This is a genomic window from Streptomyces mutomycini, from assembly GCF_001700505.1.
Taxonomy (GTDB): Bacteria; Actinomycetota; Actinomycetes; order Streptomycetales; family Streptomycetaceae; genus Streptomyces; species Streptomyces mutomycini.
The window spans coordinates 1-18066 of record NZ_MAPV01000032.1 but is presented as its reverse complement, the minus strand read 5'-3'; the positions used below and the strand labels follow the sequence as shown (position 1 = coordinate 18066).

At 71.2% G+C, this 18066-nt stretch carries 16 protein-coding genes and 1 pseudogene; 6 read left to right on the top strand and 11 right to left on the bottom strand.

The window, feature by feature from the left end; genetic code table 11:
- Nucleotides 1–52: 52 nt before the first annotated feature.
- The 3 genes from BFF76_RS05025 to rsmI form a co-directional block, all read right to left on the bottom strand.
- Entirely contained in the window at nucleotides 53–919 is an 867-nt protein-coding gene (locus BFF76_RS05025; protein ID WP_053928848.1) for a TatD family hydrolase, read from the bottom strand.
- A 32-nt stretch (nucleotides 920–951) separates the two neighbouring features.
- Entirely contained in the window at nucleotides 952–1377 is a 426-nt protein-coding gene (locus BFF76_RS05020; RefSeq protein ID WP_053928849.1) for a hypothetical protein, read from the bottom strand.
- Between the two features lie 173 nt (nucleotides 1378–1550).
- Entirely contained in the window at nucleotides 1551–2447 is an 897-nt protein-coding gene (gene rsmI, locus BFF76_RS05015) for a 16S rRNA (cytidine(1402)-2'-O)-methyltransferase (protein ID WP_065847391.1), read from the bottom strand.
- 53 nt (nucleotides 2448–2500) lie between these two features.
- On the opposite strand from rsmI, the gene BFF76_RS05010 reads away from it, so the two are divergent.
- The 4 genes from BFF76_RS05010 (at nucleotide 2501) to BFF76_RS04995 (ending at nucleotide 7562) form a co-directional block, all read left to right on the top strand.
- Nucleotides 2501–4267 (top strand): dolichyl-phosphate-mannose--protein mannosyltransferase, encoded by a 1767-nt coding sequence (locus BFF76_RS05010; RefSeq protein ID WP_065847389.1) that lies wholly within the window; start codon nucleotides 2501–2503, stop codon nucleotides 4265–4267.
- 156 nt (nucleotides 4268–4423) lie between these two features.
- Nucleotides 4424–6058: a penicillin-binding transpeptidase domain-containing protein gene (locus BFF76_RS05005; protein WP_031098573.1), complete on the top strand. Its 1635-nt coding sequence runs from the start codon at nucleotides 4424–4426 to the stop codon at nucleotides 6056–6058.
- 146 nt (nucleotides 6059–6204) lie between these two features.
- Entirely contained in the window at nucleotides 6205–6714 is a 510-nt protein-coding gene (locus BFF76_RS05000) for a YbaK/EbsC family protein (RefSeq protein WP_031098571.1), read from the top strand.
- Nucleotides 6711–7562: a DMT family transporter gene (locus BFF76_RS04995; RefSeq protein ID WP_053928853.1), complete on the top strand. Its 852-nt coding sequence runs from the start codon at nucleotides 6711–6713 to the stop codon at nucleotides 7560–7562. Before BFF76_RS05000 ends, BFF76_RS04995 begins: the two co-directional genes overlap by 4 nt.
- 15 nt (nucleotides 7563–7577) lie before the next feature.
- Here BFF76_RS04995 and BFF76_RS04990 read toward each other — a convergent pair whose 3' ends face one another.
- From BFF76_RS04990 to BFF76_RS04965, 6 genes are all read right to left on the bottom strand, one after another.
- Entirely contained in the window at nucleotides 7578–8174 is a 597-nt protein-coding gene (locus BFF76_RS04990; RefSeq protein ID WP_031098565.1) for a hypothetical protein, read from the bottom strand.
- Between the two features lie 78 nt (nucleotides 8175–8252).
- Nucleotides 8253–9050 (bottom strand): SDR family NAD(P)-dependent oxidoreductase, encoded by a 798-nt coding sequence (locus BFF76_RS04985; protein ID WP_065847388.1) that lies wholly within the window; start codon nucleotides 9048–9050, stop codon nucleotides 8253–8255.
- Nucleotides 9047–10207, bottom strand: coding sequence for a serine hydrolase domain-containing protein (locus BFF76_RS04980; protein ID WP_031098561.1), 1161 nt, complete (start codon nucleotides 10205–10207; stop codon nucleotides 9047–9049). Before BFF76_RS04980 ends, BFF76_RS04985 begins: the two co-directional genes overlap by 4 nt.
- 77 nt (nucleotides 10208–10284) lie before the next feature.
- Nucleotides 10285–11055 (bottom strand): energy-coupling factor ABC transporter ATP-binding protein, encoded by a 771-nt coding sequence (locus BFF76_RS04975; protein WP_031098559.1) that lies wholly within the window; start codon nucleotides 11053–11055, stop codon nucleotides 10285–10287.
- A complete protein-coding gene (gene cbiQ / locus BFF76_RS04970) occupies nucleotides 11052–11813 on the bottom strand; it encodes a cobalt ECF transporter T component CbiQ (protein ID WP_065847386.1) in 762 nt (253 codons plus the stop codon). The genes BFF76_RS04975 and cbiQ overlap by 4 nt, the downstream gene beginning before the upstream one ends.
- A 1-nt stretch (nucleotide 11814) precedes the next feature.
- Entirely contained in the window at nucleotides 11815–12879 is a 1065-nt protein-coding gene (locus tag BFF76_RS04965; RefSeq protein ID WP_065847384.1) for an energy-coupling factor ABC transporter permease, read from the bottom strand.
- Between the two features lie 178 nt (nucleotides 12880–13057).
- Here BFF76_RS04965 and BFF76_RS04960 point away from each other — a divergent pair, with 178 nt between their 5' ends.
- The gene (locus BFF76_RS04960; RefSeq protein ID WP_065847381.1) at nucleotides 13058–13426 is read left to right on the top strand and encodes an SsgA family sporulation/cell division regulator; all 369 of its coding nucleotides are present in this window, start codon (nucleotides 13058–13060) and stop codon (nucleotides 13424–13426) included.
- Nucleotides 13427–13578: 152 nt separating this feature from the next.
- On the opposite strand, the gene BFF76_RS04955 is transcribed toward BFF76_RS04960, so the two are convergent.
- Both BFF76_RS04955 and BFF76_RS04950 read right to left on the bottom strand, forming a co-directional pair.
- Nucleotides 13579–15795 carry an MMPL family transporter gene (locus tag BFF76_RS04955; protein ID WP_053928855.1) on the bottom strand — a complete coding sequence of 739 codons (2217 nt, stop codon included), beginning with the start codon at nucleotides 15793–15795 and terminating at the stop codon, nucleotides 13579–13581.
- A 120-nt stretch (nucleotides 15796–15915) separates the two neighbouring features.
- Nucleotides 15916–16488: a TetR/AcrR family transcriptional regulator gene (locus BFF76_RS04950; RefSeq protein WP_031098555.1), complete on the bottom strand. Its 573-nt coding sequence runs from the start codon at nucleotides 16486–16488 to the stop codon at nucleotides 15916–15918.
- 176 nt (nucleotides 16489–16664) lie between these two features.
- Here BFF76_RS04950 and BFF76_RS04945 point away from each other — a divergent pair.
- Nucleotides 16665–18066: pseudogene (locus tag BFF76_RS04945) on the top strand (S41 family peptidase); the annotation flags it as partial.

Genomic DNA, 18066 nt, shown 5'->3' with positions numbered 1-18066 from the left:
ACCATCCACAGTCGTACGATCATCCGACGTTCGGTCCGGACGCCGACAGGCGTCAGAAGTCGAACGCCCGCGCGGTGTTGTCGTAGACGGCGGCGGCCATGGTGTCCTCGTCGACGCCCCTCACCTCTGCCATGGCGCGGAGGGTGACCGGAATCAGGTACGGCGCGTTGGGCCGGCCGCGGTACGGGACGGGGGTGAGGAAGGGTGCGTCCGTCTCGACGAGGACGAGTTCGGCGGGGGCGACGGACAGTGCGTCGCGCAGCGGCTGTGCGTTCTTGAACGTGACGTTGCCCGCGAAGGACATGAAGTATCCGGCCGCCGCGCAGATCCGGGCCATCTCGGCGTCCCCGGAGTAGCAGTGGAAGACCGTCCGCTCGGGCGCGCCCGCGTCGGCGAGGATGCGCAGCACGTCCGCGTGGGCGTCACGGTCGTGGATGACCAGGGCCTTGCCGTGGCGCTTGGCGATCTCGATGTGGGCCCGGAAGGACTCCTCCTGGGCGGTCATGCCCTCGGGGCCCGTACGGAAGTGGTCGAGGCCCGTCTCGCCGACCGCGCGTACGTGGCCGAGAGCCGCGAGTGCGTCGATCTCGGCGAGCGCCTCGTCGAGCGCCGCCCTCCCGCCGGGCTCGCGCGCTCCCTGCCGGGACGATCCCTCGGGGTCGCCGTGCACGATGCGCGGCGCCTCGTTGGGGTGCAGGGCGACGGAGGCGTGCACGGAGGGGTGTGCGGCGGCGGTCTCGGCGGCCCAGTGCGATCCCTTCACGTCACAGCCCACCTGGACGACGGTGGTGACGTTGACGGCCGCGGCGCGGGCCAGACCCTCCTCGACGGTTCCGTCCTGCATGTCGAGGTGGGTGTGCGAATCGGCGACCGGAACCCTGAGGGGTTCGGGGAGCGGCGGGGCTTCGGTACGGCTCATGCCCCCGACTCTACGAGGGCACGGGCTCGCACTCAGTGCCGGTGGAAGTGGCGCAGCAGATCGGACAGCTGCCAGTGGTGCGGTGCGGGCCCTGGTGCCCGTACGGCCGCGACGGCCATCTCCTCGGCGGCTCTCTCCTCACCGGTCTCCTCCGGACGCGTGGTCGCCTTCGGACGCGTGGTCTGCTTCGGACGCGTGGTCTGGGCGCGGAGCAGCTGCTGGACGATGGAGACCCGCCCGGCCCGCATGATCCGGACGACATGACCGCCGCAATTCGCGCAGGTGGGTGTGGACAGCGGCGAGGGCACCTGCTGTCCGTCCGCCTTATAGACCACGAAGGCGTTTCCCGAGCCGTCGACGTGGTGCTCTATCTCGTAGGCCTGTTCCCAGCCGTACCCACACCTCATGCAGGCGAAGGCGTACGCCTCGTGCACGGTGGTTGCTGCGATCTCACTCATGCCTGCTCCTCTTGTCCGATGGACAAGCACTCCGGACAAGCACTCCGGATGATGCGTTCCACCCTCAAGTGGACGCCCTCACCGGCGGCGAAGCACCAGGTCTGCCGAGTGTTGGAACGCTTTTGGCCGTTCCGTGGCCAAAGGGCCCCGGTACGCGGCTCGGGCTTTACATTTCAGGCTAGTCCCTTGCCCTGCTCCTGGCCGGTCCGAGCCGCGTTCTTTGCCGCGACCACCGCATCGAACACCTCGCGCTTGGGCAGCCCGGCCTCGGCGGCGACCGCCGCGATGGCCTCCTTGCGCCGCTCCCCCGCCTCCTCGCGCACCTGCACCCTGCGCACCAGCTCGGCGGAGTCCAGTCCTTCGTTCCCGGAGTCCGTGGCGCCCTCGACGACGACGGTGATCTCACCGCGGACGCCCTCGGCCGCCCAGACGGCGAGATCGCCCAGCGGGCCGCGCTTCACTTCCTCGTACGTCTTGGTCAGCTCCCGGCACACGGCGGCCCTGCGGTCGGCCCCGAACACCTCGGCCATCGCGGCCAGGGTGTCGTCCAGCCGGTGTGGCGCCTCGAAGAAGACCATCGTGCGGCGCTCGCCGGCGACCTCGCGCAGCTTTCCGAGCCGCTCGCCCGCCTTGCGCGGCAGGAAGCCCTCGAAGCAGAAGCGGTCCACGGGCAGCGCGGACAGGGCGAGTGCGGTCAGCACGGCCGACGGGCCCGGTACGGCGGTGACCTTGATGTCCTGTTCCACGGCGGCGGCGACGAGCCGGTAGCCGGGATCGGAGACGGAGGGCATCCCCGCGTCGGTGACGAGCAGGACACGCGCGCCGCCGGCCAGCGCCTCGACGAGTTCGGGCGTACGCGCGGCCTCGTTGCCCTCGAAGTAGGACACGACACGCCCCGTCGTACGGATGCCGAGCGCCTGGGTGAGGCGGCGCAGGCGCCGGGTGTCCTCGGCGGCCACGACGTCGGCCGTCTCCAGCTCGGCGGCGAGCCGTGGAGGGGCGTCCGCCACGTCGCCGATGGGGGTCCCTGCGAGTACGAGCGTTCCAGTCGTTCCAGTCACATCGGCCATCCTCCCAGCCCGGGCGGCACCACTCGCACAGATGCGTTCCCTACGATGGCGCGGTGACGAGTACTGCGCCCGAAGCCCAGCAGGGCAACGACGCCGGGGATCACACCGGCGACCAGCCGCCTTCCTGGCAGCAGCGGCTGCGCCGCTTCGGCCATTCCCCACGGCCGGAGACGGGGCTGCGCGAGCGGCTGATCCCGCCCTACACCCGCCCCGGACGCCAGTTCTGGAGCGTGCTCGCGGTGCCGCCGGGCCTCGCCGGACACCTGGTGCGGTGGTCCGCGTGGGGCGGGCCGCTGCTGGTCTCCCTGGTCGCCGGGCTGCTGCGGTTCTGGAACCTGGGCAGCCCGAAGGCGGTGATATTCGACGAGACGTACTACGCCAAGGACGCCTGGGCGCTGGTCAACCAGGGGTACGAGGGTTCGTGGCCCAAGGACGTCGACAAGCTGATCCTCAAGGACCCCTCCTCGGTGGACATCCCGGTGGACCCGGGATACGTCGTCCATCCGCCGGTCGGCAAGTGGATCATCGGGTTCGGCGAACAGCTCTTCGGTTTCACGCCGTTCGGCTGGCGCTTCATGGTGGCGCTGCTCGGTACCGTCTCCATCCTGATGCTGTGCCGCATCGGCCGCCGGCTGTTCCGCTCGACGTTCCTGGGCTGTCTGGCGGGCACCCTGCTGGCCGTGGACGGCCTGCACTTCGTGATGAGCCGCACCGCGCTGCTCGACCTGGTGCTGATGTTCTTCGTGCTCGCGGCGTTCGGCTGCTTCCTCATCGACCGCGACTGGGCTCGCCGCAAGCTGGCCGCGGCGCTCCCGGCCGACGACGAGGGGCTCCTGCGCCCGGACGCCCACATCGCGGAAACGCTCCACCTCGGGTGGCGCCCGTGGCGGATCGCGGCCGGCCTGATGCTCGGCCTGGCCTTCGCCACGAAGTGGAACGGGCTCTACATCCTGGCCGCGTTCGGTGTGATGGCGGTGCTCTGGGACGTCGGCGCGCGGCGCACGGCGGGCGCCGTGCAGCCGTACCGTGCCGTGGTCCTGAGGGACCTGCTGCCCGCGTTCGTCTCCACCGTGCCGGTCGCCATCGGCACGTACGTCGTCTCGTGGACCGGCTGGATCGTCACGGACAAGGGGTACTACCGCAACTGGGCGGAGACCGCGGGCAAGGGCGGGAACTGGACCTGGCTTCCGGACTGGCTGCGCAGCCTGTGGCACTACGAGAACCAGGTCTACGAGTTCCACGTCGGCCTGACCTCCGGGCACACCTACGAGTCCAATCCGTGGAGCTGGATCGTCCTGGGACGCCCCGTCTCGTACTTCTACGAGGAGGAGACGGGCTGCCTCACGTCCAAGACCGGGAAGTGCGCCCGCGAGGTCCTGGCGCTCGGCACCCCGCTGCTCTGGTGGGCGGCCTGTGCGGCGCTGCTGTACGTGCTGTGGCGCTGGTTCTTCCGCCGCGACTGGCGGGCGGGCGCGATCGCGTGCGGTGTGGCGGCGGGCTGGGTGCCCTGGTTCTTCTACCAGGAGCGGACGATCTTCCTCTTCTACGCGGTCGTGTTCGTGCCGTTCCTGTGTCTGGCGGTCACGATGATGATCGGCGCCCTCATCGGCCCGGCGGCCGGCACGGGCGCCAAGTACCGCCTCGGCATGGGGACCGCCGATCCGTCTGGCGAGCGCAGACGCACCCTGGGCGTGATCGCGGCGGGCGTCCTGGTGCTGCTGATCGTGTGGAACTTCGTGTACTTCTGGCCTCTCTACACGGGCACGTCGATCCCGGAGAACTCCTGGCGCGACCGGATGTGGCTGGACACCTGGGTGTAGCTGAGAACGGTCTCCCCCTGGCCAGAAAGCGCTCTCTCGCAGTGCGTCGCAGTCCGATAACAACTGCCTCAACGTCCACTGCGGTCCCGTACTGTGCCGATGGAAGGCCCCCTTGAACACGTTCAAGGGGGCGCTCACGGGGAGGGGACTGCACAGATGCGCAGTGGAGCGAAGGTCGCCATTGTCGGCGGGGTGTTCGTGCTCGTGGCCGGGGGGCTCGGTTACGGCGTGTACGACGTGGTGCTGGGGGGTGGCGAGGCCGGGGGCACGGAGAGCGCCTCGGCATCGTCCGAGGTGAAGACCGGGCCGCCCGGCAAGGAGGAGATCCAGGAGACCGCCAAGGGCTTCCTGGAGGCATGGGCGTCGGGCGACGCTTCGTCCGCCGCCCTGCTCACGAACAACGAGACCGCCGCCGAGCCGCTGCTGACGGGTTACGCCGAAGAGGCCCACGTCACGAAAGCGGTGATCACACCGGGCGCCGCCGTCGGCACGAAGGTGCCGTACACGGTGAAGGCCACGGTGTCGTTCGAGGGGAAGACCAAGCCCTGGTCGTACTCCTCCGAGCTGACCGTGGTGCGCGGACTGACGACCGGCAAGGCGCTGGTCGACTGGCAGCCCGCCGTGATCCATCCGCAGCTGACCGAGGGCGCGGTGCTGAGGACCGGGGAGTCCTCGACGGCTGCGATCGAGGCCCTCGACCACAACGACAAGGTGCTCGACAAGGAGACCTACCCCTCGCTCGGCCCGATCCTGGACAGCCTGCGCGAGAAGTACGGCGACGAGGCGGGCGGTTCCCCGGGCATCGAGACCTGGATCGAGCCCGCGGACGAGCAGCTTCCGGACACCACGCTGCTGACGCTGGCCAAGGGGAAGCCCGGCAAGCTGCGGACGACGCTCGACGCGGGCGCCCAGGCGGCGGCCGAGAAGGCGGTCAAGCAGTTCAGCGGCGCTTCGGTGGTCGCCGTGAGACCGTCCACCGGCTCGATCCGCGCCGTGGCCAACAACCCGGCGACCGGCTTCAACGCGGCGATGCAGGGCAAGCAGGCGCCCGGTTCCACGATGAAGATCGTGACGGCCGCGATGCTGATGGAGAAGGGGCTCGTCTCGGCGACCAGCCCGGTCGAGTGTCCGAAGGAGGCGACCTGGCAGAACAGGACGTTCCACAACCTCAAGTACTTCGAGCTCCCGCCGACCGACACGTTCACCACCAGCTTCGCCCGCTCGTGCAACACGGCTTTCATCAAACTGATCGACGACACCAAGGACGACGCCGCGCTCGCCAAGGAGGCCCGGGACGTCTTCGGGATAGGCCTGAACTGGCAGACCGGCGTGGTCTCCACCGACGGCAGCGTGCCCGAGGAGGCCGGTGGTGCGGCGGCCGAGCAGTACATCGGCCAGGGCACCGTCCAGATGAACGCGCTCAACATCGCGTCCATCACGGCGACCGCCCGCACCGGAACGTTCCGCCAGCCCGTCCTCGTCCCGCAGTCCCTGGACGACCGTCAGCTCGCCACGGCTTCCCGCTCGCTGTCGCCGGGCGTCACCCGGCAGCTGAACGACATGATGCGGGCCACCGCCTCCTGGGGCACCGGCAAGGCGGCCATGGCGTCCGTGGGCGGCGACAAGGGCGCCAAGACCGGCTCGGCCGAGGTCGACGGACAGGCCACGTCCAACAGCTGGTTCACCGGCTTCAGCAACGACCTCGCGGCGGCGGCGGTCGTCCAGTCCGGCGGCCACGGCGGCGACGCGGCGGGCCCGGTGGTGGCGGCGGTGCTGCGCGCGGGGTCGTAGCGCGCGGGGCCACCGGCGGATGTGACCGGCCGGGCCGGAGGCGGATCACGTCTCCGGCCCGGCCGGCGCTCCCTCCGAAGTGACGATCTGGACAGCCGCCGGGGAGGCTGTGGTCCGACGCCGGGACGGTTCAGTAGCGTGCGGGCATGAGCACTCCGGACACCACCCCCGCCACGATTTCCTCCGATGCCCATCCTCGGTTCGCGGAAGCCCTGCGCGAGCTGGGCCTCCAGGTCGAGGTACGCCGATTCCCCGACGCCGTCCGCACCGCGGTGCAGGCCGCCGCGGCGATCGGCTGCGAACTCAGCCAGATCGTCAAGTCCCTGATCTTCGAGGCGGACGGCGTACCGGTCCTGGTCCTGATGGACGGTTCGTCCCGCGTGGACGTGGAGCGTGTGCGGACCGAGATCGGGGCCGCGGAGGTCGCGCGGGCGGGAGCCGGTCTGGTCCGGGAGACCACCGGATACGCGATCGGCGGCGTGCCTCCCTTCGGCCACCTTACGAAGACCCGGGTGCTGGCCGACCGCGGCCTGCTCGGTCACACCGAGGTGTGGGCCGCCGCGGGCCATCCGCACGCCGTCTTCCGGCTCGATCCCGCCACCCTGATCGAGCTCGCGGGCGGCACCCTCGTGGACGTGCGCGAGCGGACCGCGTGACCCCGCTGGTGGCGGCAGCCGTCCTGGCCGCCGCGATCACACACGCGAGCTGGAACGCCATCGCCCACGCCATACGCGACCAGTTGCTGTCCTTCACCCTGATCTCGGGCGGCGGGGCGCTGATCGGAGCCGTACTGGCCTTCTCCGCCCCGCTTCCGGCGGCCGGCGCCTGGCCGTATCTGCTCGCCTCCGCCGCCCTGCACGTGGTCTACATGCTGCTGCTGATGCGTTCGTTCACCCTGGGCGACTTCGGCCAGATGTACCCGATCGCCCGGGGCACGGCCCCGCTCGTCGTGACGGTGCTGGCCGCCGTCTTCATCGGTGAGATCCCGGACGGCTGGGCGGTGGCGGGCGTGGCCGTCGCCTCGGCGGGACTCGTCGGGCTGGCGCTGTGGGGCATCCGCGGCTCCGGCAGCCGCCCCCAGTGGCCGGCGGTCCTCGCCGCTCTCACGACCGGTCTCGCGATCGCCGGCTACACCACGGTCGACGGGGTCGGGGTACGCGCCTCGGGTACCCCGGTCGGCTACATCGGCTGGCTGATGCTCGTGCAGGGCCTCGTCATCCCTGCGTACGCCTACTGGCGCAGGCGGGGTGAACTGATGCCTCAGCTGAGGCCGTTCGTCAGACGGGGACTGCTGGGCGCGGCTCTGTCGGTCTCCGCCTACGGTCTCGTCCTGTGGGCGCAGACGAAGGCCCCCCTCGCCCCGATCGCCGCACTCCGGGAGTCCTCGATCATCGTGGGCGCCGCGATAGGGACGCTGTTCTTCAAGGAGAGGTTCGGCGGCCCCCGGATCGCGGCCGCAGGGCTGATGGTGGTGGGCATCGGGCTGATGCTGCACGTGAGTTGATCCGGGGCGGGCGTCTCAGAACTTGCCGGACTGCCCCTCGGTGCGGTGCCCGAGCCTGGCCCGGAACTCCGCCAGGAAGCGGACGGAGAGCGGCGGCCACCCCCAGAAGTCGAAGGCGAGCGCGCCGAGGTCGAAGCCTGGTCCGAACTCCCACTCGGTGACCGGCACCAGGGCCTCGCAGGCGGAACAGGCCACCTCGCCCCGCCCCGTCTTCCGCCACGCCTCGATGCCGTCCATGAACGGCTGCCAGACCTCATCGTCCGCCTCGAACGACTCCGGGTAGTCGATGACGACGGTGCTGACCCCGCAGCGCGGGCAGGTCGCCGTGTCGGCCGCGTGCTGACCCTGGCCGCCGACGTGGTGGTCACGGCCGACGAGTACCGCCACCGGCCCCGGGAACCACGAAGGATCGGAGTCGTCGGCCACCGCCCGCGTCCAGCCGGGGCCGGGGACGTGTCCGACGTCGACGGGAAGGCTGTACATCGCGTCCCCGGTCGTCTCACGGGTGATGACGCCCTCGGCGACCATCCAGTCCACCATCCGCGCCGCGAGCGTCCCGGCCTCCTCACCGGTCACCTCCAGGTCGACCACACGCTCGAAGAAGTCACCCATCGGTACCACCCATGCTCTCGTCAGCTCACTCCGGACGGGGCGGCTCACGATGCCACAGGGGTACGACAGGCCGCGGTCCTACCGCGCCTCGGGAGCACCCGTCATCGCCCTGCGGAAACCCGTGTTGACGGCGAGGAGGCCCCCGTCCACCCGCAGCGTGGTGCCGGTGATCCAGGCCGCGTCCCGGGAGGCGAGGAAGGCGACGGCCGACGCGATGTCGTCCGGTTCGCCGATCCGGCCGAGCGGGTAGAGGGCACTCGCCCGGTCCAGTTCGTCGTCGCGGCCGGCCCAGGCGTCCGTGCGGATCGTGCCGGGGGCGACGAGGTTGACGCGGACGCCGCGTGGCCCCGCGTGACCGGCGAGCGTCCGGGTCAGGCTGGCCAGGCCGGCCTTCGCGGCGCTGTAGGCATGGCCGCCGAAGTCCTGTTCGCCGTTGACCGATCCGATGGTGACGATCGCACCCCGGCCGGAGGCCACCAGGTGGGGCAGCGCGGCGCGGGAGCAGCGGTAGGGGCCGGTCAGGGTGACGTCCAGGGTGTGGTCCCAGGACGCGTCCTCCTCGTCCTCGAACAGTGCGGCGTCGTCGTGGTTGGCGTAGGCGTTGTTGACCAGGACGTCGAGCCGTCCGAACGCCGCGACGGCGTGGGCCACCGCCGCGTCGACCGCCGCCCGGTCGCCCACGTCGCAGGCCAGGGACCGGGCGGTGCCGCCCGTTTCGCGTATCGCGGACGCTGTGCGCCCGGCGCGCTCGGCGTCCAGGTCGGTGACCAGGACGGCCGCGCCCTCGGAGGCCAGGCGGCGGGCGGTGGCCGCCCCGATGCCCTGCCCGGCGCCGGTGAGGAGCGCGGCGTACCCGTGGAAGCGTGGAGGAGTCATAGCGCCGACCGTACTGCCCTGACCAGGGCCTGGGCACGGGGGTCGGCGGTGACTCCCTTCTGCAGACCGTTCGTCACATAGCCGAGCGCGATACCCGATTCGGGGTCGGCGAAGCCCAGCGAACCTCCGCGGCCGGGGTGTCCGAAGGACCCGGGGCCGAGCAGCGGCGCGGAGGGTCCGTGCAGCATGTAGCCGAGGCCGAAACGGGTGCTGACGACCAGCACGCGGTCCGGCCCCGCGGACTCCTCGGTGCGTGCCAGCGTGAGGGTGGCGGGGGCGAACAGCCGCTGTCCGTCGACCTCGCCGATCATCGCGGCGTAGCAGCGGGCGAGTCCGCGTGCGGTGGCGACACCGTTGGACGCGGGGAGTTCCGCCGCGCGGTAGGCCGGGGCGTTCTCGTCGGGGAAGGGGTCGATCGCCCCGAAGGCACGGCGGGTGAGCGAGGCCGGATCGCGGTACGCCTCGACGACGGAGCGCTTGGGGCGCACACGAAGGGAGCCGCTGCCTTCGGCGGGCGGGGGCTCGACGGGCCCGATCCGCCCGATCCGGTGCGCCTCGTCGGCCGGCAGCCCGAACCAGAAGTCCAGGCCGAGCGGGCGGGCGATCTCCTCGGCGATCCAGCGCCCGATGGTCCGCCCGGTGACCCGGCGCACCAGTTCTCCGACGAGCCAGCTGTAGGTCTGGGCGTGGTAGCCGTGGTCGGTGCCGGGCTCCCACTGGGGCCGCTGGCCGGCGACTGCCTCCGGCCCCGACACCTGGTCCGCGGCCTCCTCGGGGGTCAGCGGTGTGTCGAGGGCGGCCAGCCCCGCGCGGTGGGCGAGGAGATGGCGTACGAGGACACGTTCCTTGCCGTTCGCCTTGAACTCCGGCCAGTACGTGCCGACAGGCGCGTCGAGGTCCACCTGTCCGCGCTGGTGCAGCATCAGCGGTACGGCGGCGGCGATGCCCTTTCCGGCCGAGCGCACGACCTGCACGGTGTCCACGGCCCATGGTTCGGTGCCGTCCACATCGCGTGTGCCGGCCCACAGGTCGACGACCTTGCTGCCGTGGCGGTAGAGGGCCACGGCCGCTCCCCGCTCCCCGCGCTGTTCGAAGTTACGGACGAAAGCGTCCCTTACCGCCTCGAATCCCGGCGCCACCGTGCCTCGTACGTCCACGCCTGCTCCCGCGCTCCCGCTCATCCCCCCATGGTGCATCGCTCCGCAGGTGGAGCGGGGGGCGGGTCACCATCTGTTCACGGACGCGGAACGGACACGGAACGCGGATCGAAGCCGAAGGGCAGCTCCAGCCGGTGTCCGCGCATGAGTTCGTCGTCGCACAGCAGGTCCTGCGTACGGTCGTCGGCGGCGATCACCCCGTCGCTGAGGATGACGGCGCGCGGGCAGAGTTCGAGTGCGTACGGCAGGTCGTGGGTGACCATCAGCACGGTGACGTCCAGGGACCGCAGGATGTCGGCGAGTTCACGCCGGGAGGCCGGGTCCAGGTTGGATGAGGGTTCGTCCAGGACGAGGATCTCCGGCTCCATGGCCAGCACCGTGGCCACCGCGACGCGGCGGCGCTGGCCGAAGGAGAGGTGGTGCGGGGGCCGCGCGGCGTACTCCTCCATGCCGACGCGCCTGAGGGCGGTCACGACCCGCTCCTCCAGCTCCGGGCCCCGCAGTCCGGCCGTGGCGGGCCCGAAGGCGACGTCCTCGCGGACGGTCGGCATGAAGAGCTGGTCGTCGGGGTCCTGGAAGACGATGCCGACGCGGCGTCTGATCTCCGCCAGGTTCCGCTTCTCCACGGGCAGTCCGGCGACCCGGACGGAGCCGGCGCCCGCGTCGAGGATGCCGTTGAGGTGGAGGACGAGGGTGGTCTTGCCCGCGCCGTTGGGGCCGAGGAGCGCCACGCGTTCACCGCGGGCCACGGTCAGGTCGACGCCGAAGAGGGCCTGGTGGCCGTCGGGGTAGGCGTAGGCGAGGCCGCTGACCTCCAGGGACGGTACGGGTGCGGTGGGCAGGTTCATACGGTCCATCCCAGCAGACATACGGCGAGGGCGAGCACGGGGAGTGCCGCGGCGTGCGCCCACTGGGTCCGGGAGGCGGTCACCTCGTCGATCACCGGCATGGTGCCGGTGTAACCGCGGCTGACCATCGCGAGGTGGACGCGTTCGCCGCGCTCGTAGGACCGGATGAAGAGGGCGCCCGCCGTCTTGGCGAGGACGCCCCAGTGCCGTACGCCGCCGGCCTCGAAGCCCCGTGAGCGGCGGGCGACCGACATGCGGCGCAGTTCGTCGGTGATGACGTCGCCGTACCGGATCATGAACGAGGCGATCTGGACGAGCAGGGGCGGCAGCCGTAGCCGCTGGAGGCCGAGCAGCAGGGAGCGCAGCTCGGTGGTCGAGGCCAGGAGCACCGAAGCGGCCACCCCGAGGGTGCCCTTTGCGAGGACGTTCCAGGCACCCCAGAGGCCGGGGACGCTGACGGAGACACCGAGCAGCTCGGTCTGTTCGCCGGGCACGACGAACGGCATGAGCAGCGCGAACGCGACGAACGGCACCTCGATGACGAGCCGCTTCAGCAGGAATCCCGCGGGGATCCGGGCCACCGCGGCGACGCCGGCGAGCAGCACCCCGTACAGCGCGAAGGCCCAGACGGCCTCGCGCGGCGTGGACACGACGACCACGACGAAGCCGAGGACGGCGGCGAGCTTGCAGTGCGGGGGGAGGTCGTGGACGGGTGAGTGCCCGTGCCGGTAGAGCTTGTGGGCGTGGCCGGCGCCCATGTCAGACGGACTCGGTGGTGCGGAGCCCGGGCGCCTCGGGCGTACGGCGCCTGCGCACGGCCCAGAACACCCCGCTGCCGACGGCGACGGTGGCGCCCACTCCGATCACTCCGGCGAGGCCGCCGGAGATCCGGGCGTTCTCGACGTCCTTGACGCCGTAGTCGGCGAGCGGGGAGCCGGCGGCGCCGTGTTCCTGGACCTTCTCGTCGATGCCCTTGTCGGCGGCGACCTTCTCCAGGCCGTCGGGGTTCGCGGAGGCGTAGAAGGAGACGAAGCCCGCGAGGACGAGCGCGGCAGCCAGACCGGCGGCCCAGACCTTGCGCGTGGAGCGGGCCGCGACGGGGGCCGGCGAGGAGGCGGCTGCCGGGGCGGCCGGGAGGTCGACGAGTGCACCGTCGACACGCAGCTTGAGCGGGGTGGCGAGCCCGCGGGCCCCGTGCACCAGGTCGGGGCGCACCGCGATCACGGCGCCGACGGTCAGCGCGGTGATCGCCGCCTCCCCGATGCCGATCAGGACGTGGACGCCGACCATCGCGGTGAGGACCTTGCCGAGGGGTACGTCGGTGGTGCCGCCGATCCCGTAGACCGCGGTGAAGGCGACGGCGGCGGCCGGCACGGAGACCAGTGCGGCCACGAAGGCCGCGACGGTCGTGGAGCGGCGGGTGCGGGGCAGCACACGGGTCAGCCCGCGGAAGAGGGCGTAGGCGACGACGGTGGTGACGACCCCCATCACCGTGATGTTCACACCGAGGGCGGTGAGGCCGCCGTCGGCGAAGAGGATGCCCTGCATCAGCAGGACGACCGCTATGCAGAGCACCCCGGTGTACGGCCCGACGAGGATCGCGGCCAGCGCCCCGCCCAGGAGGTGGCCGCTGGTGCCCGCCGCGACCGGGAAGTTGAGCATCTGCACGGCGAAGATGAACGCGGCGACGAGCCCGGCCAGCGGAGCCGTGCGGTCGTCCAGTTCGCGCCGGGCCCCCCGGAGCCCGACGGCGACCGCGCCCGCGGCGACGACACCCGCGACGGCGGAGACAGGCGCGTTGATGAAACCGTCGGGTACATGCATGGAGTGGCTCCGCTTTCGGGCGTTGCTGCTGGCGGGGTCGGGAAACGCTCCATGATAAGGCCCTCTTGCAAAGAGTTCGCAAGAGCGCAGGAATGACAACTGACCCGACCCTCGACATGCCCAAATGGGAATATGTGGGACATTAGGGGAATAGCTATACGCACAGGAGGAGCCGGCCATGTCCCTCGTGATCCAAGAGCACGCCCGAGCCCGGCTCATCACCGACGGTCCCGACCCCCGGCTGGTCCCGGTCGAGCTGCGTTGCGCCCCGGAGGAGCCCGAGACCGTCCACGTGCGGCTTCCCGGAGGCGCCGACTGGGCCGTCGGCGTCGACCTCCTGGAGCGCGGACTGCGCTCCCCCGCCACCCGGGGCGACATAGGCATATGGCCGTGCGGCCGCGCCCAGCTGGTCATCGAACTGCACTCGCCGGACGGTGTCGCGGTCTTCCAGTTCGGCAGGGCGCCCTTCATCCGCTTCCTGTCGAGGGTCCGCGCGAGTACGGCGAAGCGCCCCGCCGCGGCCCCCGCCACGGCGACCCCCGCCTGAACAGGAAGGGAGCCCCCGTGCCGCGTGCACGGGGGCTCCCTTCCGCCCCGGTCCCCCGTCCCCACAGGTAACCGGTGCTTCCGCGGCCGCCTTCCGCTCAGAGGCGGACCCCGGGGCCGGCGCGGCTCACGCCACGGCGCTCACGCCGCGGGTCATACGCGGACCAGCTCCCGCTCCCCGCCGCCCTCGGCCGGGCCGCCGTCGGAGAGCTCCTTGCGCAGGCCCTCCCCCTCGACGTCCACGTTGGGCAGGACACGGTCCAGCCAGCGCGGCAGCCACCAGGCGCGCCGGCCCAGCAGGGCGAGCACCGCCGGCACGATGGCCATCCGGACCACGAAGGCGTCGAAGAAGACGGCGATGGCCAGCGAGAAGCCGATCATCTTGACCATCGACTCGCTGGAGCCGATGAAGCCGGCGAAGACAGCCATCATGATCACCGCGGCTGCGGTGACCACCCGGGCCCCGTGCCGGAACCCGGTGACGATCGCCTGGCCGGGGGTCTCCCCGTGGACGTACGCCTCACGCATCCGCGTGACCAGGAAGACCTCGTAGTCCATCGCGAGGCCGAAGACCACGCCGACCATGAAGATCGGCATCATGCTCATGATCGGACCGGTCTGCTCGACCCCGAAGAGCGAGGCGAGCCAGCCCCACTGGAAGACCGCGACGACCGCACCCAGGGCCGCTACGACCGAGAGCAGGAAGCCGAGGGCCGCCTTGAGCGGCACCAGCAGCGAGCGGAAGACCACCATCAGGAGCAGGAACGCAAGCCCGACGACGAGCGCCAGGTAGGGCAGCAGCGCGGCGTTCATCTTCTCCGAGAAGTCGATGTTCATCGCGGTCGCGCCGGTGACCAGCACCTCGGCACCGGTGTCGCCCTTGACGTCCCTGCCGGCGTCACGGATCTCGTGGACGAGGTCCTCCGTCCGGACGGAGCTCGGCCGGTCCTCGGGAATGACCGTGATGGTCGCGGCGTCGCCGGCCTTGTTGAAGGCGGCCGGGGTGACGGCGGCGACGTGGCCGATGCCCTCGATCTCCTGGGAGACCCGGTCGACGGCGGCCCTGCCGTCCTCGCTGCCCTTCGTGTCCACGACGACCAGCAGCGGACCGTTGAATCCGGGGCCGAAGCCCTCGGACAGCAGGTCGTACGCCTGACGCTGCGTGGTGCTCCTCGGCTGCGAGCCGTCGTCCGGCAGCCCCATCTCCAGCGAGGCGGCCGGTACGGCGACGGCCCCGAGGCCGATGACCCCGGCCAGCAGCACCCACACCGGCTTGCGCAGCACGAACCGCGCCCAGCGGGTGCCCATGTTCGGCTTCGCCTCGGGCCTGTTCTCCGCCTCGGCGGCCTTGCGCGCCCTGCGCCCCATGATCCGCTTGCCCGCGAAGCCCAGCAGCGCCGGGACGAGGGTGAGCGCGATGAGTACGGCGATCGCGACGGTGCCCGCGGCGGCGAAGCCCATCTTCGACAGCATCGGGATGTTGACGACGGCGAGGCCGACCAGCGCGATGACGACGGTCAGGCCGGCGAAGACGACCGCGGATCCCGCCGTGCCGACGGCCCGCCCGGCGGCTTCCTCGCGCTCCCTGCCCTCGGCCAGTTCGGCGCGGTAGCGGGAGACGATGAAGAGCGCGTAGTCGATGCCGACCGCGAGGCCGATCATCATCGCGAGCGTCGAGGTGGTGGAACCCAGGTCGAGCACGTTCGCCAGGGCGGTGATCAGCGAGACACCGATCCCGACGCCGATGAGCGCGGTCAGCAGCGGCAGCCCCGCGGCGATCAGCGACCCGAAGGTGATCACCAGCACCACCGCGGCCACGGCGACCCCGATGATCTCGGTGGCACCGGTCTCCGGCATCACCTGGAGCGCGTCACCACCGATCTCCACGGTCATCCCGCTGCTCTGCGCGGCCTCACCCGCTTCCTCCAGCGCCTCCCGTGCCCCGTCGGTGAGCTCCATCGAGCTGACCTTGTAGGAGACGGAGATGTAGGCGGTGGATCCGTTCTGGCTCACGGCCTTCGCCGCGAAGGGATCGGCGACCGAGGCGATCTGGTCCGAGCCGGACTTCAGCTCGCCGACGATCTCCTGGATCTCGGCCTTGTTGGCCGCGTCGGTGACCTTCTCGCCGCCGGGTGCCTTGAAAACGACCCGTGCGGTCGCACCGTCGGCGCTGCCGCCGGGGAAACGCTCGTCCAGCAGGTCGAAGGCGCGCTGGGCCTCTGTGCCGGGGATCGAGAAGGAGCTGGAGGTGGCAGTGGACGCCGAGGCGGCACCGAACCCGGCGAGTGCCAGCAGCGCCACCCAGATCAGGGCGACGTAACGGCGGCGCCGGAAGGCGAGCCGTCCGAGTTTGTACAGGAAAGTGGCCACGGAGGAGTTACTCCCGGTCAGGTCGTGGAGTGGAAGAGGGCGTGAGGAACCAGCCCGACGACGAGAGCGGCGTGTCAGGTGGAGCGTGGGGAGAGAGGTCGCACGGGAAGGAAGAGGACGTCAGATGCCGAGGGCGGGGAACACCACGGAGTCGACGTAGTCGGTGAGGAACGCCTGGTCGACGGGCTGGCAGTCCACCAGTTCCCGTGCGGCGAAGGCGCCGATCATCATGTGCGGCACATAGGGGAGCGCCGGATTGTCCGGGCGCACTTCCCCTCGGTCCACGGCCCGTTGGAGCATGCTTCCGAGGCCGGTCATCTCCGGCTCGATCAGCAGGTCCCGCAGCGCCTGGAAGAGATCGGGGTTGTCGTGGACGGCATGGCTCAGACCCCGCAGCAGTGCGGAGTTCTTCTCCATCTGGCAGTCGTCGGTGCGTGTCACCACGGCCAGGAAGTCGCCGCGGAGCGAACCGGTGTCGACATCGCCGAGGTGCACCGGCTTGTCGTTCCGGAGTGCCTTGACGACCAGCTCGGCCTTGCTCCCCCACTGGCGGTAGAGGGTGGCCTTGCTGGAACGGGTGCGGGCGGCGACGGCGTCCATGGTCAGGGCTTCGTAGCCGACCTCGCCGAGCAGATCGAGCACGGCGGCGTACAGCTCGCTCTCGCGTTCGGGCGTGAGCCGGCTGCGTGCCATGGTCGACCTCCTCTTCCTCGCACCTGCTGGATCGTACGTCAGCCGATGATCAACCAACGGAACGAAACTGTTTCGTACACTTTGAAGGTACCCCCTCCCCCATCGAAACGAGACAGTTTCGCTTGTGTCCTGCGCCACAAGTTGCCGCGCGCCCTTCACATCGAAAGCATTGGGGGGTGAGTGACGACGTCGCGTATCTCCGTTTCCCGCACCTGCACAAGGACATGCTCTGCTTCGCGGCGGAGGACGACCTCTGGGTCTCCCCCCTCGCCCCCGCAGGGCAGCGGCCCGGCCGGGCGTGGCGGCTGACTGTCGACCGGACCAGGGTCAGTCATCCGCGCTTCTCGCCCGACGGCAGCCGCATCGCCTACACGACCTGGCGCACGCTCGACCCGGAGATCCACCTCGCCCCCGTCGACGGCGGGCCGGCCCGACGGCTCACCTACTGGGGCTCGACCGACGCGCGCGTCTGCGGCTGGAGCCCCGACCCCGGGGACTCGTCCCAGATCCTCGCGGTGTCCTCGCACAACCAGCCGTTCTCGTACTTCTCGTGGGCGTACAGCGTCCCCACGGACGGCAGCCCCGGCGGCAAGCTCCCCTGGGGCCCCGTCTCCGACATCGCGGTCGCCGACATCGACGGCGAACGGCGCACCCTGCTGCTCACCGGAAAGCCGCCGCACGAGCCGGCGGCCTGGAAGCGGTACCGGGGCGGTGCCACGGGCCGGCTGTGGCTGCACGGCGAGCGGCTGCTGCCGGACATCGGCGGGCACCTCGACGCCCCGATGTTCGTGGGGCGCCGGATCGCCTTCCTCTCGGACCACGAGGGCGTCGGCAATCTCTACTCCTGTCTGATGGACGGCAGCGGCCTGCGGCGGCACACGGACCACGACGCGTTCTACGCCCGCCACGCCTCCAGCGACGGCAGCCGAGTGGTCTACCAGTGCGGCGGCGACCTGTGGCTGGTCGACGACCTGGAGTCGCCGGACGCGGTGCCCCGGAAACTGGAGGTGCGGCTCGGAGGCCCACGGACGGGCCGGCGTACGTACCAGGTACCGGCGTCCAGCCACGTCGACTCACTGTCCGTCGACGAGACGGGCCGGGCCAGCGCCGTCTCCGTGCGCGGCAGCCTCTACTGGCTCACCCACCGCGACGGCCCCGCCCGCACGATCGCCGACACCCCCGGAGTGCGGGTCCGGATGCCGGAGATGCTCGGCAGCAGCGGCCGGGTCGCCTATGTCACGGACGCGGAGGGAGACGACGCGATCGAGATCGCCTATCTCCCCCGGGCCAGCGGAGACCGCCCGCCCCGACGGTTGGTCGCGGGGCAGCTGGGCAGGGTCCACGAGCTCATCTCCGACCCGGAGGGCGAACGGCTGGCCATCGCGTCGAACGACGGCCGCCTGCTGCTGCTGGACACGACGGAGGACGACATGGAACCGGCCGGGGCGGAATCCGCCGTCCCGCCACAGGACGCGGCGCCCGGAGCCGTCGACGAGGCCGGCGACGTGGAGCCCGGAGCGGGCGCCACGGGGGCGGGAGTCAGAGGGACAGGTTCCACGTGGACGGGCGCCACGGGGG

Bases quoted from the DNA above. Each gene is read 5' to 3' on its own strand.
- BFF76_RS05025 (WP_053928848.1), bottom strand. From the start codon at position 919: ATGAGCCGTACCGAAGCCCCGCCGCTCCCCGAACCCCTCAGGGTTCCG.
- BFF76_RS05020 (WP_053928849.1), bottom strand. From the start codon at position 1,377: ATGAGTGAGATCGCAGCAACCACCGTGCACGAGGCGTACGCCTTCGCC.
- rsmI (WP_065847391.1), bottom strand. From the start codon at position 2,447: ATGGCCGATGTGACTGGAACGACTGGAACGCTCGTACTCGCAGGGACC.
- BFF76_RS05005 (WP_031098573.1), top strand. From the start codon at position 4,424: ATGCGCAGTGGAGCGAAGGTCGCCATTGTCGGCGGGGTGTTCGTGCTC.
- BFF76_RS05000 (WP_031098571.1), top strand. From the start codon at position 6,205: ATGAGCACTCCGGACACCACCCCCGCCACGATTTCCTCCGATGCCCAT.
- BFF76_RS04990 (WP_031098565.1), bottom strand. From the start codon at position 8,174: ATGGGTGACTTCTTCGAGCGTGTGGTCGACCTGGAGGTGACCGGTGAG.
- BFF76_RS04985 (WP_065847388.1), bottom strand. From the start codon at position 9,050: ATGACTCCTCCACGCTTCCACGGGTACGCCGCGCTCCTCACCGGCGCC.
- BFF76_RS04975 (WP_031098559.1), bottom strand. From the start codon at position 11,055: ATGAACCTGCCCACCGCACCCGTACCGTCCCTGGAGGTCAGCGGCCTC.
- cbiQ (WP_065847386.1), bottom strand. From the start codon at position 11,813: ATGGGCGCCGGCCACGCCCACAAGCTCTACCGGCACGGGCACTCACCC.
- BFF76_RS04965 (WP_065847384.1), bottom strand. From the start codon at position 12,879: ATGCATGTACCCGACGGTTTCATCAACGCGCCTGTCTCCGCCGTCGCG.
- BFF76_RS04960 (WP_065847381.1), top strand. From the start codon at position 13,058: ATGTCCCTCGTGATCCAAGAGCACGCCCGAGCCCGGCTCATCACCGAC.
- BFF76_RS04950 (WP_031098555.1), bottom strand. From the start codon at position 16,488: ATGGCACGCAGCCGGCTCACGCCCGAACGCGAGAGCGAGCTGTACGCC.